The following is a 13,860-nucleotide window of genomic DNA, read 5'->3' as shown; positions in this document are numbered from 1 at the left end:
GGGGCGGGCGTGTCGTTCCTGCGAGCGTGTGCGAGGCCTCGCGTTGTGTGGGGACCTGGGGCGGATCCGGGAGCGGTGACGCCGGCCGTGAAGCCGCTGGTGAAGGTGGTTGCCGTAACGCGGCGGGTCTTTCGTGGTCTCGGAGCGGGGTGACCGCCGGTCTAGGGGCGGCTGTCACCTGCCCCGCCCCCTTCCTCGCCCCCGTCCGGGCTACCGGTACGGCCCCGCAGCGCCTGGCGCACCGACCACAACACGGCCACCAGCGGCACGGCCACGACGGCGCCGATCACGCCGGCCGCGACCGCTCCGCCGACGACCGCCAGTGCGACCACCACAGGGTGCAACCGGACGGCCCAGCTCATCACGATGGGGTGCAGGAGGTGGCCCTCGATCTGTCCGATCACCACGATCAGGACCACGACCAGCAGGGCGATGACCGGACCCTTCGTCGCGAGCGCGACCACGGCCGCGACGGCCAGAGCGATCGGCGAGCCGATCAGCGGGATGAAGGCGGCCAGGAACTCCAGCAGTGCCAGCGGCACGGCGAGCGGTACCCGCAGAACGGACAGTGCGATGCCCACGAGTACCGCGTTGGTCGCCGCCACCAGCAGGATGCCGTGCGTGTAGCCGGTGAAGGTCCGCCAGGCCGCCCGGCCCGCGATCGTGAAACGTTGCCGCGTCCTTGCGGGGAGTTGGTCGCACAGCCACTGCCACTGCCGATCGCCGGAATGCGTGAAGAAGACCGCGCAGAACAGGGCCAGGGCGAGCACGGTCAGCACCTCGAGGAGCCGGCTCGCGCCGCTGAGCGCCTCACTGACCAGGGCGGAGCGGTGGCTCGACAGGAGCTTGCCGATGCGGGACTGCAGATCGTTGAACACGTCCGGCGAGAGCCGGAAAGGAGGCTCCTGCAGCCGTCGCTCGATCCGGTCGATGCCCGCCACGAACTCCTTCTCCAGCCCGGTCCGCTGACCTGCCACGATCTCGCCGACCAGGGCCAGTGCCCCGAGGACGACGGCGATGCCGCCGACGAGCGCGGCGGCGACCGCGAGCGGCCGGGGCAGGAACCGGGCCAGGAGGCCGGCGACGGGGCGCAGCACGGCAGTGACGACAAGGCCGAGGAAGACGGCGACGGCGATCCGGTGGAACTGCCCGAGCACGGAGAAGGCGGCGCGCACGACGACGCCGACTGCGATGATCCGCCACGCGTACGCGGCCGCCGTACGCAGCGAGCCCGGCACGCGTGTCTCCGCGCCGCTCGGACGTCCGAGCGGCGCGGCGGGCGGATCAGAGGGCGTGGACATCTGATGCCCGTACCACCCACCGGGGGACCGGACCGCGCGGCGGACCCGGAATTCCCCCGAAGGCCGGTACCGGCGAAGTGGCTCTCGCCGTCCAGAATCCGGACGCCGGCGGTGTGCGCTACGAACCGGTCCACCGATGGGCCTGGTGCGGCAGGGGTGGTCCGCCCGCGCCGACCTGCCCCGTCCTCACTCCAGATGCTCGAAGATCTCGTCCCAGAACGCGGAATCGTCCACATACGGATCCTGGCCGATCATTCGCTCGCGCAGATCGGTGACCGCGGCCGCGCGTACGGCGGCGTCGGCCGATTCCAGGGCCTTGCTCGACTCGGCGATCAGCCCCAGGAGCACGGCCAGCCGGGGGAGGTCATCGGCGGCCAGGCCCTTCCATCCTGCCCCGTGGTCCCAGCCGTTGGGGTCGTAGTGGGTGATCCCGCCGTCCGCCGCGCCGAGCATCAGGTGCTGGTCGGACCAGGTGGCCACGGTGAAGGCGAAGTTCTTGGGCGGGGAGTCGTCGTCGGGGTAGCGCTCGCCGTAGATCTCGTCGGCGTCGAACGGCTCCATCCCGTCCTCGTCCCGCAGATGCCGCGTGTCGATCCCCACCACCTCGAGGTCGACGGCGGGAAAGCCGACGGTGAGCAGGAATTCTCGCGATCCCGCGTGGGTGAGCTCGGCCGGCAGGTCGGCCTCGTCCGGTCGCCAGAGCGAGCCTTGGCCCAGCCGTTCCTCCAGCCACGCCGCGTCCGGTATCAGCGGCGTGTCGTTGCTCTGCACTGCGTGGCCCCCATGAGCTCGTGTGGTTCGGTCATGTGCCGGCCCAGTCAATCGCACAGCAGGTGGGCGCACGCGAGGTGGGCGCACCCGTGCGACATCCGGGGTTGTCGGGATGGCGTCAATGGCCGCGACGTCGGCGGAGGCGATGGCGCTCCGAGGGGTGCCACGCGTGCCTGGTGCGGAGGGCCTGCGGCCTCCGCCCCTGGCGGGCGCCTTGTCGCGCGGTGATCATCGCCGCGGCACCGCTGAGGAAGCCTCCGACGCCCGACACTCCGGCGATCACGAGTGCCAGCACGCTGGCTGGGGCCAGGTCCGGCCCGCCCTCGTTGATGGCGCCCATGTCGGCTCTGGTAGCAGGGCCGGGGGTTTGCTCCGCGACAGCTTGGTCCTCGGCGGCCGGATCCTCGAGGGGCGGCTCTTCGGCGGCCGGTTCCTCGGGGGCTGGTTCGGCACCTCCGCCCGCACCCGCCTCGGCGCCTCCGCCTGCACCTGGGTCCGTGCTGTCGGTACGGGGATCCCCTCCACCATCAGTACCTGCGCTGCTGCCGCCGTGAATACCCGCGCTGGGACTGTCCGTGATGTACCACCCCACCGCGAGCGTGCCGAAGCAGATCGCGAAGGCTGCCAGGGCGATGATCTGCCACCGCAGCGCGGCACGGAAGCCCTTCGGTTGACACCGGGGGGCTGGTACCGCGCCCTCTGTCGAGGGTTGCTCAGGACGTTTCGGCATCTGACTCACTCCCAACCTCAGCGGATGCCACAGTTCCGTGCGATCCATGACTCCATTGCGCCCTGGTCATCGATGCACGTCATGGCACTGCTTGTCGGGACTTGACACAGCGGAACCGGCGGTGCTGGTCAGAAGGCGGGTTCGTCGTGCCGGAGGTTGCGGAACACCTCGGGGGTCGTCCAGCCACGCAGCGTGGCGTGGATCGTCGATCGGAATGCGGCTTCTGCCGTGGAGGTGTCGAAGGCACCGGCGAGTTCGAGGGTCACCAGCCCATGCAGGGTCACCCAGAGCGAGACGGCGATCGCCGTCGCTTCGCCGTCGAGGACGGACGCCGTCACGGCGCGATCGATCGCCTTGACGAGAGGCCGGACCGGGTCACTGGTACCGACCGCCGCCCCTGACGGCTTGAAGGACTGCACCCCACCGAACAACACCGAGTACAGGTGGCTGTGTTCGCGTCCCCATCGCCGGTAGGCGACGGCCAGTGCGTAGAGGTCGGCGAGAGGATCCTCGGAGGTCGGCACCGCCGTCACGGCCTGGAACAGGCTGGCGACGGCTCTGTCGCGCACCGCTGCGATCAGTCCTTCCTTGTCGCCGAACAGGGAGTAGACGGCCGCCGTCGACGTCTCGGCGGCCGTGGCCACGGCGCGGACCGTGACCGACTCCTGCGCACGGGTGGCGAGGAGCTCGGTCGCGCGGTCCACGAGTCGCTCTTTGACGGTCGCGTCGTTCGTTCTCGGCCTACCCATGACAAGGAGCCTACCCCCTTTGGTAACGTCGTTTTGAAACACTGTTCTGAAACGGCGTTACGCTACTTCGGAGGTTCGCCATGCCCGCATTCGCCATACGCCTCGCTCGCCTCACCGGACGCTTACTGCTGACGCTGGCCGCCGTCGCGACGCTGACCGTCGTCTTCCTCGCGGCGATCGTCCTCACGGACGGGGCAGGCTCGGGACTCGCCGCATGGTTGACGGCCCTTGGAATCGGGGCCCTCGCCGCACTGTGGCGGGGTCGGCGTCGTACCCGGGCGGCGCGGCTCGTGCCGTTCCTGCCGGTGGTCGTCGCCGCGGCGTTGACGGCGTCGGTCTGCGTCCCGACCGCGCCCACGGCCCGGCAGTACCCGCCTGACCTGCCGTTCGTGGCCACGCAGCACTGGAGCCTGGCCACAGGCAGCCGGGTCGCGGTGTATCACTACCCGCCCGCGAACACCGGCGCCCGACACCCTGTTCCGCTCGTCTACCTCAACGGCGGGCCGGTCCGCGGCATCTCGGTGCTCGACCACCGGTTCCTGCAACTCCTGGCCCGACAGGGCTACGACGTCTACACCTACGAGCAGGCCGGCGGCGGTCGAAGCGACCTGCTTCCCATGGACCAGTACACGATCTCCAGGTCGGTCCGCGACCTCGCCGCATTCGTCGACCGCCTGGACAAGGGCAGGGTCGACGTCCTCGGATTCTCCGGCGGCGGGGTCATACTCACCCGAGCCCTCGCGGACACGCGTGCCGCCGCACGCCTGCACCGGGCGATCATCGCCGAGCCCGGCCCGATGGACGGCCCGACCGCACGGAGCGCCGGGCACAAGGGCCGGCCATCCGCGCGCGGCCTCGCGCCGGAGATGACCGGACCGCGCTCGACGCACGTCCCCCGCTACGCCGTCGCGTTCGGCCTCATGCGGCTCGGGCTGCTCACCCCCGACACCGGGCTGATCGGACAGGCCGAAGGCGACAACGCCTTCACCGCCGCAGACCTCGCCAGTGACACCGCATCCGCCTACTGCGCGCGCGACGCACACCGTATTCCGACCGAGGACACCGCACAGAACTTCTCCTTCAGCCCCGCTGCCAGCCTCCGCGTCCAGCAGACGGTCAAGGACTCGCCTTCCATCTCCCCGGAATTGGGACGCTCCCGGACCCCCGCGATGTTGATGATCGCTGAGTGCTCCTCCCAGGTCCGTCAATGGGCGACGGAAATTCTTGCCAACGCCCCTGGCATCGAGCGCACGCAGTACATGCCCGGAGTCGGCCACCGCATGTGGAACGGTCTGGACGACAACAACGACCGAGCGGCCGCCGTCATCAACGCGTTCCTTCAGGCCGGACCGTCACCCGTACCGAACTACCCGACACGCGACGACATCCCCGCCTTCCTGGACGCCCACAAGTGAACAGCCCGCCGTTCCCGGCGTGAGCCGCCCCGGCCCACGGCCCCCGCAGGGCGCGGTCAGTGGCCGCAGCTACTGTGCTGCCGTATGAAGATCGAATCCCTTCTCGAGGACCTGGACAGCGACGACGCCGCGCGCGTGGAGGCCGCCGCCGCACGGCTGGCGGAGCAGGCCGACAGTGTGGTGCCGACGCTGCTGCAGGGGCTGGCCGACAGGCGGCCGACCGATGAACTCAAGCCGTTCATACGGGTGTTGAGGTACATCGGACCGCCTGCCTTCGACGCCCTGCTGGCGGCCTGGCGCCGGAAGGAGGTGGCGGACTGGCAAGTGGGCCACTTCCTCGAGGTGTTCGACGAGCGCTCCGCCGACCAGTACGCGGCCCTGGCGGCCGATCCGGACTTCCGTAAGTCGGGCAACGGCTTCGAGGGGCTCGTCAGGCTGCGGACGGACTCCGAAGCCGGACTGCGGGCTCTGGTGGCCTGTTTCGCCCGCAGCGGCTTCATCCCCCACAAGGCATCCGACTACGCCCGCCTGCTCCACGACTCCTACCGACCCCGGCTGCGCTCCCTGCGCCGCGACCCGGCCGAGTCCCCGAGGATCCGGCGGGGCGCGATGGCGGCGCTGGTGGCGGGCGGCGGCGCCGACGCGCTCGACGATCGCGACCGGGCGGCGGTCGAGCGGCTGATACGGGTGAAGATCCTCGACGAGATCCCGAGCCTTCCGTCGTCGACCCTCAGCGGCTGGTGGATGGCCGTGCCCGGGGCGTCGTACGAGGGGGTCTTCGAGGCTCTGGGCCTGCACGACCGGCGGCCCGTCACGGTCGCCGCCGGCGTCCGGGCGTCGGAGGGCCGGGAGATCCAGGTACCCGGGCCGGAGGGCGGTAGCCGCAGCGTGGGGCGGGTCTTCGTCACCCCGGAACTGGACGGCTGGCGCCTGGTCTTCGGCTCCTTCGACCTGCTCGTCGCCGGGGACCCCTGGGACGGCATGATCGAGACGGTCGAGCGGGTCAGCGTCCACTGCGGCCAGGCCCAGCTCTTCTTCCTGGACGACGCAGGCGGCTCCGACGTGTGGATGGTTGCCGAGAACGGCCGGATGATCCGTCGGTACGCCGCCGAGGGCTACCCCGAATGGGAGGGTGACCCGCTGCCGTGGGAGATCCTCGCGGCCGACGACCCGGACTACGACGAGGCCCCGTCCAACGCGGGGACCATGGGCGCCCGGTCCGCCTGCGGGTACCTCTCGGTCGACCCCGACGCGGTCGGCCCGGACACCGAGGTGCGCGGCCACGGCTGGCTGGCCCTCACCGAGCCGGGTGTCGGCCACGGTGCGTTCCCCGGGACGCTCCGCATCTGAGGCGCACCGCATGGGTCGGCCGACATGGGTCACGATCTCAGTCGATCATGCGTTGACGCAACGCACTGTGTATTGATGCAATGCAGTCGTCGCCGTGCTCCCACAGAAGCGGAAGCGCCACCCGCCAAGTGAGGTCGATCGTTGCTGCCGTCCATCGAACTGGTGGAATCCGAGGACTCCACCGACGACGTGCTCACCCGCAGTCAGGCGGCGAACGCCCTGGGCGTGTCGCCCAACACCGTCACCAAGCTGCTCGACAGCAAGTTCCTTCACGATCTGCAGGCGACACGGGTGCTGGCCCTGGCCCGTGCCCCGCACGTGAGCGTCGTCGAGGGCATACTCCCGGTGCTGCGCACCGCCGCGGCCGCGCCTCCCGCCCACCCGGACGACGACCGCGCCTTCATCGGCGACTCGCCCGACCTGACGGACGAGCAGTTTCGCGAGGCCTCGCGCCGGTGGTGGCGATGCGAGCCGGAGGCGATCGTGCGGGCGGGGGTGCTGCCGGTGGCCGTTGGCGGGTGGGTGACCGGGGTCCTCGCTGTCCACGGGAGAGACGACACATGGCATCTGGGCCACGGTGAGGTGCGGCACTCCTTCACCGCCACCGTCGCCGGCCGGGTCGGAACCCTCGACAGCTCAGAGACCTTCCGGGTCCTGGCCACGGACAGGGCGGTGGCGGACCTGACGCGCCGACTGCTCGGCGCCCGCGTGCACACCGCCGTCTCGGGCGGACCGATCGCCTACCTGAAAGCCGACGCCGCCGCCCGGGAGAACGCGTGACCGACTTCGACCCCATCGACGCACTCGTGGACGGCGCCCGCCAACAGGTCCCGTTGCCTCCCGCGGACGAAAGGCGCCGCCTGCGCGAGGGCCTGAACGTGTCCCGCGCACAGGTGGCACAGGCCCTCGGGGTGAGCCCGTCCACGGTCGGCGGCTGGGAGTCCGGCCGGGACCCGAGCGGCGAACTCCGTGAGAAATACGCGTACTTCCTCGACAAGGCACACGCCAAACTGCAGGCCCAGGCCCAGGCCCAGGAAGCAGCCCCCGAGGCCGAGGACACGGACGTCCCGGTCGGCGGGGACAGTTCCGACGGCGACGAGACACCGGCCGAGGTCCCGGACGGGGACGTCGCCGCGGACGAGGTCGAGGCCCTCCCGGTGGCTCAGCCGTGTGTTCTGTGCGGCGCACCCGCCCGCCACCAGGTCGCCGGTTTCCCCCAGCACCTCGACCCGGCCGACTGCGCGGCCGCCGCCAGTACCCCTGCCGAGTCCGCCGCCCCCGCACCGGAACCCGAGGCCCAGCCCGCGGGCCGGGAACCACGACAGGCGCCCCGGACTCGGCCGCGGCCCGCCGACACCGGCCCCGGTGTCAAGATCATGCCGGTCGGGCGCCGGGCACAGTCGGCCGACGCCATGCCCGACCTGATCGATCAGGCCGTGTCCGAGACGCTCGCCAAGCACGCCGGTGACGTCGAGAAGGCCACAGCGGCGCTGGTCAAGCGGGCGATCCCGGACGCGATGGCGCTGCTGGACACCACCCGCATCGGCGGGCGGTACGAGATCGTCGCCCACCCGTGGCTGCCCGACATCCTGCACAAGCAGAGCGCCCGTGGGCCCGACCAGATCTGGGAGGCGCGCCCCAAGTGGACCAGGCCCGAACTCCCCCCGGGCAAGCACGAGGTGGCCGCGCTCGACACCAACGGCGCCTATCTGAGCGCGCTCAAGACCTGGCTGCCGCTCGGCCAGCTGAACCACTCCACCGGCAACCACCACGACCGCCGCCGCGCCGGCGTCCACCTGATCACCCCACCCGAGTGGGACCACGACGCCGTACTGCCCAACCCGATCGGCAGCCGCGACGAGCCGGGCCCCCTGTGGGTCACCGAACCCACCCTGCGCCTGCTGCTGCGCCTGTCCGGACCGAAGTACGGCCTGTGCGACCCGCCGGAGATCCACGAGTCGTGGACCTCCGGAGCGACGGAGGGCCTGCTGGAGAAGTTCCGCGTGGCGATGAAGGACGCCCGGGACAAGGCGATCGCCGAGGACGACGAGGTGACACTCGCGTACGTGAAGGCGATGTACTCCAAGTTCGTCTCCACCCTCGGCGAGTCCAACTACAACCGCGAGATCTACCGCACCGACTGGATGCACCTCATCCGCAGCCAGGCCTTCGTGAACCTGTGGCTCAAGGCCTACCGGGCCTATGACCAGGGCCTGATGGTCGTCCGTGCGATGGGCACCGACGAGCTGCACGTGATCGGCGACTGGCGGGCGGTGTTCGCCGAGGGCCGCGGCGTCACCGAGGTGAAGGTCAAGGACCTGTACACCGTCGGGACGGACGCCGACACCGACCACTGAGGGCGGATCTCGGCCCTGCCGCGCAAGCCGGGCCGAACCGGCTTGCGGGCGCTCTTCGTTCGTGCCGCGTGGGCTACAGGAAGCTGACGCTCTGGGCGAGAGCGAGGCGGCTGGAGTAGTTGATGGTGTCGGTCGCCGGGCGCATGTACGCGCGCCAGGCGCCGGAGCCGGACTCGCGGCCGCCGCCGGTCTCCTTCTCACCGCCGATGGCGCCGCCGATCTCCGCTCCGGAGGTGCCGATGTTGACGTTGCCGATGCCGCAGTCGGAGCCCTCGGAGGCGAGGAAGCGCTCGGCCTCCCGCTGGTCGCGGGTGAAGATGCTGGAGAACATGCCCTGCGGGACGTCGTTGTGCAGCGCGATGGCTTCCTCGAAGGTGTCGTAGGTGAGGACGTAGGGGATGGGGGGCGAAGGTCTCCTCTCGTACGACGTCGCTCTGTTCGTCGACGCGGACGATGACCGGCTCGGCGTAGGCGGCCCGCGGCGCCGTGTCGGTCAGGCGCCGGCCGCCGCCCACGAGAACCTTCCCGCCCTGTGCCTGCGCCCGGGCGACCGCGTCCCGCATGGTGTCGAGCGCGGCGGTGGTGATGAGGGGGCCGACCAGGGTGCCCTCGTCGAACGGGTCGCCGATGGGGAGTTGGGCGTACGCGGACGTCAGACGGGCGACGAGCGTGTCCGCGATGTCGCGGTGGACGATGAGGGGCCGCAGGGTGGTGCAACGCCGGCCTGCCGTACCGGGGACGAGGTGTACGACGCCGTCGCCTCGGGCGCCGTGGACCTGGCGCTCGGCCTGCACTACCCCGACGTCCCCATCCCCCGCGACCCCGTCCTGCGGGTGGCGCAGCTGTACCGGGAGAGGTTCTCCCTCGCCGTGCCCACCGGGTCGACGGCCGGCCGCGCCGTGCGCACCGCCTGCCGACGGGCGGGCGTCGAGCCGGACGTACGGGACGAGGTGACCGACACCGCGGCCACTCTGGCGCTGGTCGAGGCGGGTATCGGGGTGAGCACGGTGACGGATCTGATGCTCCGACTGCGCGCCTCGCGCTTCGACGTCGTGCGGCTGCGCGAGACGGTCGAGCGGCACATCGTCGTGGTGTTCCGCTGCTCCGCGGAGCGCCGGCCCACGGTGGCGGCACCCATCGACGTGCTGCGGGCGGTGGCCGAGTCCCGGCGCGACACACCGACCCGCGGGCACACCAACTCCCGTACGACGTCGTAGCCGTTGCTGCGGAAGGCGACAGCGGCCAGGCAGGTGATCCTGCCGCAGCAGCCGATGGCACCGCCGGCGAGCTCATGCACCTCGTAGTCCGGTTCGTCCAGGGATCGCGGTAATCATCACGAGTCAGGAATGTCATGCAATTACGATGAAGATCCTGTTGTTTGTGATCAAGCCCCGCGGGGAGTTCTCTTGCACAGCACGCGTGGGTGGATCCGCGGCGACCGGAGTGAGCCGTGAGGTGGCCCGGCCGTCGTAGAGCCGAGAGCCGCCGTGCGGCACGGGCCGGCGGTACCGGCCCGCAGGTGCCTGCCCCGCCCGCATGGATGCGCTGGCTGCCGGCCTTCTACGTCGCGGCCGTCCTGCTGCTCGAGCCGATCACCCCGGTGCAGTGGCCGGTGAGCTTCCTGCTCATCGCGCTCCCGGTGGTCGCCGCCTACGCCCACCGTCCTGCCGGTGTCGCGGCGATCGCGGTGTTCGCCGTCGTGTTGGAAGGAGTCCTGGCCGGCACCCCGTGCTGCGCGGGGCGCATGGTGGGTTACCTGTGGGACCGCCACTATGTGGGCGCCTACGTCTGCACGGCCCTGGTCGGCGTCCTCGGCACGCTGCTCGCTGCCCACCGAACGCGCCGGGAGCGTACCCTCGCGACCGTGCGCTCGGTGGCCGAGACAGCGCAGCGTGTGCTGCTGCGCCCGGTGCCCCGCCGCCTCGGCCACGTCTCGATGGAAGCCCTCTATCTGTCCGCCGCCGCCGAGGCACGCATCGGTGGTGACCTGTACGAGGCGGTGCCCACCGCACACGGAATCCGGCTGCTCATCGGTGATGTCCGGGGCAAGGGCCTGCAGGCGGTGGAAACGGCCGCGACGATGCTCGGCGCCTTCCGCGAGGCCGCCCACGACGAGCCCGATCTGGCCGGTGTGGCGCACCGCGTCGAGAGGAGCATGACCCGCAGGGCCGCGGAGCTGCCGGGCAGCGAAGTGGCGGAGCGCTTCGTCACCGCCGTGTTCGCCGAGGTCCCCGACCACGAACCCGTGGTCCGCATCGTCAACTGCGGCCACCCGCCACCCCTGCGGTTGGGCCCCGACGGGATCACCGAGCTGGACTCGGCCGATCCGGCACTGCCCATCAACCTCGGTGTTCTGCTCGGCGCCGACTATCGCGTGGATGTCGAGGCCTTCCACCCCGGCGACCAGCTGCTGCTCTACACCGACGGCGTGACCGAGACACGCGACGGCGCCGGATGCTTCTACCCGCTCACCGAGCGCATCCGCTCATGGGCCACCCTCCCTCCCCGCGAGCTCCTCGACCACCTGCACCAGGACCTGCTCGCATACAGCGGCGGGAACCTCGATGACGACATCGCAGCCCTCGCCGCCTACCGCCTTCCCGATGAGACGCGAGGCTAGTGCGCCGCCGCGCGAGGTCTCCGGAGGACGGTCGCCGCGGGCGATGTCGCCGAGCCGACCTGCCGGCACCGGCCGCTCACCTGCCGGAACCGGCGTCGGCTGCGCACCGGCGGATCAGGTCGGCACGCGACGTGATGCCCAGGCGCTCGAAGATGCGACGCAGGTGGCAGTCGACAGTGCGTGGGCTCAGGTACAGCCGGGCCGCCACCTCCTTGTTGGTCGCGCCTTGGGCGACCAACCGGACGATCTGGTGCTGACGAGAGGTCAGGGGCGGGGAGCCGGCTTCGAGACCGGGGGCGTCGGACGCCGCAGTGCTCGTCCTGCTGATCGCGCTCAACGGAGTGCACGCGCAGGCCCTGCACCGCACCCTGGTCGACCGGGCCGGCTCCCGGCCCCCGCGGCGGCTGCTCGTGCGTGGAGTGATCTCGGCCGTTCTCTCCCAACTCGGGTGGTGGGGAGCCCTGACGATCGGATTCCTCAACAGCCGGTGATGACGGCGCGGGAGCGCTGGTGGCCTATCCCGAGGTGCCGGGGCTTTCGTCGGGCGGAGCCGACAGATGGATGAGGATGCCGCACACCTCGTCCACGATCTCCCGGGCCTCCCGCTCGTCCTCGCAGTCGCCCAGCTCGCGCGCCGCCCCGCCGATCACGGTGGTCAGCACTCTCACCCGGACCCGTCCGACACGTCGCTTCTCGTCCACCTCCAGGAGCCGGGCGTTGCGCCGTACCCAGGCGCGGTCCCACTGGCGGCGCAGCGCGTCGATGCCGGCGGGGCCGTCGTCCTCCACGAGGAGCACGGCGAGGCGCCGGTTGTCCCAGGCACCCTCCAGGTAGGCCCTGGCTCCCGCGACGAAGAGGGCGATGGGATCGTCCACGCCGCGTTCACGCTCGGCGGCCAGCGTGGCCGCGGTGCGGCGCTCCTGCTCCTCGCGGAACTCCTCCCAGAGGGCGAGGTACAGGCCGCGCTTTCCGCCGTAGTGCTGGAAGAGACTGCCCAGCGGGATGCGGGAGCGGGTCGCGATCTCGTTGAGACCGGCCTCGGTGTAGCCGCGCTCGATGAACACCTCCAGCGCGGCGTTCAGCAGGGCGTGCCGAACGGAGCCGTTCCGCTCGGCAAGCGCTTCCGGCGGGCGCGTCGTCGCCCGCCCGTCCGGGTGCTGCTGCGGCGTCTGCGCCCCGGCCGGCTCCAGGATTTCGCTCACTGGTGATCTCCGTCTTCCCCGGCCCCGTCGCGGATGGCGAGGGCGACCAGCAGTTCCAGGAGGTCGGCGATCCGGCGCGGATTGCGCCCGGTGCGTTCCTCGATCCGGCGCAACCGGTAGTGCGCCGTGTTGTGGTGCACCCGCAGCCGGTCGGCGGCCAGCCGCAGGTTGAGATCCGCTTCGGCGAAGGCCCGGATGGTGGCCGCCAGCGGGTCGCCCCGTCTTCGGTCCTCCTCCAGCAGTGCGCGCACGCGGGGATCGACCAGCTGGCGGGCGAGGTCGTCGGCGCGCAGCGCCAGGTAGTCGAAGGGAGACAGGCGCGGCAGTGCCGCCACCCCGCCCGCGTTCGGCACGAGGTCGAGGGCGGCCCGGGCCTCCTCGTAGGCGCGCGGCAGTTCGCCGGCGCCCTGGGCGACGGTGCTGATGCCCATGGCGAGCATGGTTCCCTCCCGTGCGAGCCGCCGCTGCACGGCCTCGAAGTGAGCGCAGATGTCGTCCGCGTCCATGCCGGTGCGGACCACGGGCACGGCCACCACCTCGCCGTGGCGGACGACGACCAGGGTCCGGCCGGCCCAGGGCCCCGCGAGGCTGATGGACGCGCTGGTCGCGTACCCGTGCTCGGCGGAGGTGAGGACGCCGGTGCGGGTGTCGTCGACGCACACGGCCACGACCACCATCATCGGCGAGTGCGGCCCGATGCCGTACGCCTGGGCCGCGGCGTGCAGGGGGCCGCGCGTCGGAGCCCCGCCGGACAGGAGCTGGTCCAAAAGGTCCCGGCGCTCGCGGTCGGCGTCCGCGACCACGTGCTGTTTGTACTCGACGTAGGCCTGCGCGGCATGGGTGCTGGCGTAGTCGATGTACCGCATCAGCGGTGTGACCAGTGACAGCGCGGCCTGCTGTGCCTCGGCGGTCGGGCCCGCGCAGTCCAGCAGCGCGTCCCACAGCACCTGGCGGCCGACCCGGAAGGCGCTGATCCAGTCCTCCAGGGCGAACCCCGCGCGTGCCCTGCGCATGGCCGCGGCACGGCTGAAGACCAGGTCCTCGGGGGCGATGTCGCGGTCGCCGGCCAGCGCCGCCAGCTGCATCCGGTAGTGCGTGAGCACCTGGTCCCGTACGTCGTCGAAGAACCGCTCGTCCTGCAGCGCGTAGGAGGGGATCTCCGTGCGCATCACCGCGACGGTGGTCTGCGCGATCTCCTCGAGCCGGTCCTGCACGGCGTGCAGGATCCGGTGCCGCTCCCGGCTGAGCGGTTCGGAGAGTGCGGAGGCGCCCGGGGCGGGACCGTCAGGCATGGCGCAGATCGTCGCTCTCCGCCTCGTGTCACGTCAACAGGTCCGGCGGGGGAGATCTCCGGCGTGTTGGGCG

At 71.4% G+C, this 13,860-nt stretch carries 12 protein-coding genes and 2 pseudogenes; 7 read left to right on the top strand and 7 right to left on the bottom strand.

The annotated features are described in order from the left end of the window. Positions 1–161: 161 nt before the first annotated feature. The 3 genes from EJ357_RS01910 to EJ357_RS01900 all read right to left on the bottom strand — a co-directional run bounded on the left by EJ357_RS01910 (position 162) and on the right by EJ357_RS01900 (position 3,551). Entirely contained in the window at positions 162–1,301 is a 1,140-nt protein-coding gene (locus EJ357_RS01910) for an AI-2E family transporter (RefSeq protein ID WP_126387970.1), read from the bottom strand. Between the two features lie 186 nt (positions 1,302–1,487). Next, entirely contained in the window at positions 1,488–2,072 is a 585-nt protein-coding gene (locus tag EJ357_RS01905) for an SUKH-4 family immunity protein (protein WP_126387968.1), read from the bottom strand. An 858-nt stretch (positions 2,073–2,930) separates the two neighbouring features. Continuing rightward, on the bottom strand, positions 2,931–3,551 hold the full coding sequence (locus tag EJ357_RS01900) for a TetR-like C-terminal domain-containing protein (RefSeq protein WP_126387966.1): 621 nt from the start codon (positions 3,549–3,551) through the stop codon (positions 2,931–2,933). A gap of 80 nt (positions 3,552–3,631) precedes the next feature. Here EJ357_RS01900 and EJ357_RS01895 point away from each other — a divergent pair, with 80 nt between their 5' ends. The 4 genes from EJ357_RS01895 to EJ357_RS01880 all read left to right on the top strand — a co-directional run bounded on the left by EJ357_RS01895 (position 3,632) and on the right by EJ357_RS01880 (position 8,673). Beyond that, positions 3,632–4,966 carry an alpha/beta fold hydrolase gene (locus EJ357_RS01895; RefSeq protein ID WP_126387964.1) on the top strand — a complete coding sequence of 445 codons (1,335 nt, stop codon included), beginning with the start codon at positions 3,632–3,634 and terminating at the stop codon, positions 4,964–4,966. 84 nt (positions 4,967–5,050) lie between these two features. Further along, positions 5,051–6,316: a hypothetical protein gene (locus EJ357_RS01890; RefSeq protein WP_126387962.1), complete on the top strand. Its 1,266-nt coding sequence runs from the start codon at positions 5,051–5,053 to the stop codon at positions 6,314–6,316. 141 nt (positions 6,317–6,457) lie between these two features. Then, positions 6,458–7,096, top strand: coding sequence for a DNA-binding protein (locus tag EJ357_RS01885; protein WP_126387960.1), 639 nt, complete (start codon positions 6,458–6,460; stop codon positions 7,094–7,096). After that, positions 7,093–8,673, top strand: a complete 1,581-nt coding sequence (locus tag EJ357_RS01880) for a helix-turn-helix domain-containing protein (protein WP_126387958.1) — start codon at positions 7,093–7,095, stop codon at positions 8,671–8,673. The genes EJ357_RS01885 and EJ357_RS01880 overlap by 4 nt, the downstream gene beginning before the upstream one ends. Positions 8,674–8,746: 73 nt before the next feature. Here the strand turns inward: EJ357_RS01880 and EJ357_RS50440 are convergent. Continuing rightward, a pseudogene (locus tag EJ357_RS50440) lies at positions 8,747–9,413 on the bottom strand (aldehyde dehydrogenase family protein); the annotation flags it as partial. On the opposite strand from EJ357_RS50440, the pseudogene EJ357_RS01870 reads away from it, so the two are divergent. After that, positions 9,411–9,890: pseudogene (locus EJ357_RS01870) on the top strand (LysR substrate-binding domain-containing protein); the annotation flags it as partial. The pseudogenes EJ357_RS50440 and EJ357_RS01870 sit on opposite strands and share 3 nt — an antisense overlap. Positions 9,891–10,192: 302 nt before the next feature. After that, on the top strand, positions 10,193–11,293 hold the full coding sequence (locus EJ357_RS01865) for a PP2C family protein-serine/threonine phosphatase (RefSeq protein ID WP_228472913.1): 1,101 nt from the start codon (positions 10,193–10,195) through the stop codon (positions 11,291–11,293). 76 nt (positions 11,294–11,369) lie between these two features. Here EJ357_RS01865 and EJ357_RS48975 read toward each other — a convergent pair whose 3' ends face one another. After that, positions 11,370–11,660: a response regulator transcription factor gene (locus EJ357_RS48975; RefSeq protein ID WP_323378104.1), complete on the bottom strand. Its 291-nt coding sequence runs from the start codon at positions 11,658–11,660 to the stop codon at positions 11,370–11,372. On the opposite strand from EJ357_RS48975, the gene EJ357_RS48970 reads away from it, so the two are divergent. Beyond that, positions 11,605–11,784 carry a hypothetical protein gene (locus EJ357_RS48970; RefSeq protein ID WP_228473285.1) on the top strand — a complete coding sequence of 60 codons (180 nt, stop codon included), beginning with the start codon at positions 11,605–11,607 and terminating at the stop codon, positions 11,782–11,784. The genes EJ357_RS48975 and EJ357_RS48970 overlap by 56 nt on opposite strands. A gap of 24 nt (positions 11,785–11,808) precedes the next feature. On the opposite strand, the gene EJ357_RS01855 is transcribed toward EJ357_RS48970, so the two are convergent. Together EJ357_RS01855 and EJ357_RS01850 are read right to left on the bottom strand one after the other, a co-directional pair. Further along, a complete protein-coding gene (locus tag EJ357_RS01855; protein WP_228472912.1) occupies positions 11,809–12,495 on the bottom strand; it encodes a TetR/AcrR family transcriptional regulator in 687 nt (228 codons plus the stop codon). Then, the gene (locus tag EJ357_RS01850; protein WP_126387955.1) at positions 12,492–13,787 is read right to left on the bottom strand and encodes a PucR family transcriptional regulator; all 1,296 of its coding nucleotides are present in this window, start codon (positions 13,785–13,787) and stop codon (positions 12,492–12,494) included. The genes EJ357_RS01855 and EJ357_RS01850 overlap by 4 nt, the downstream gene beginning before the upstream one ends. Positions 13,788–13,860 lie beyond the last annotated feature (73 nt).

The sequence above is a fragment of the Streptomyces cyaneochromogenes genome (genome assembly GCF_003963535.1).
Taxonomy (GTDB): Bacteria; Actinomycetota; Actinomycetes; order Streptomycetales; family Streptomycetaceae; genus Streptomyces; species Streptomyces shaanxiensis.
The sequence above is the reverse complement of the archived record's forward strand: the minus strand, read 5'-3'. Positions and strand labels throughout refer to the sequence as shown.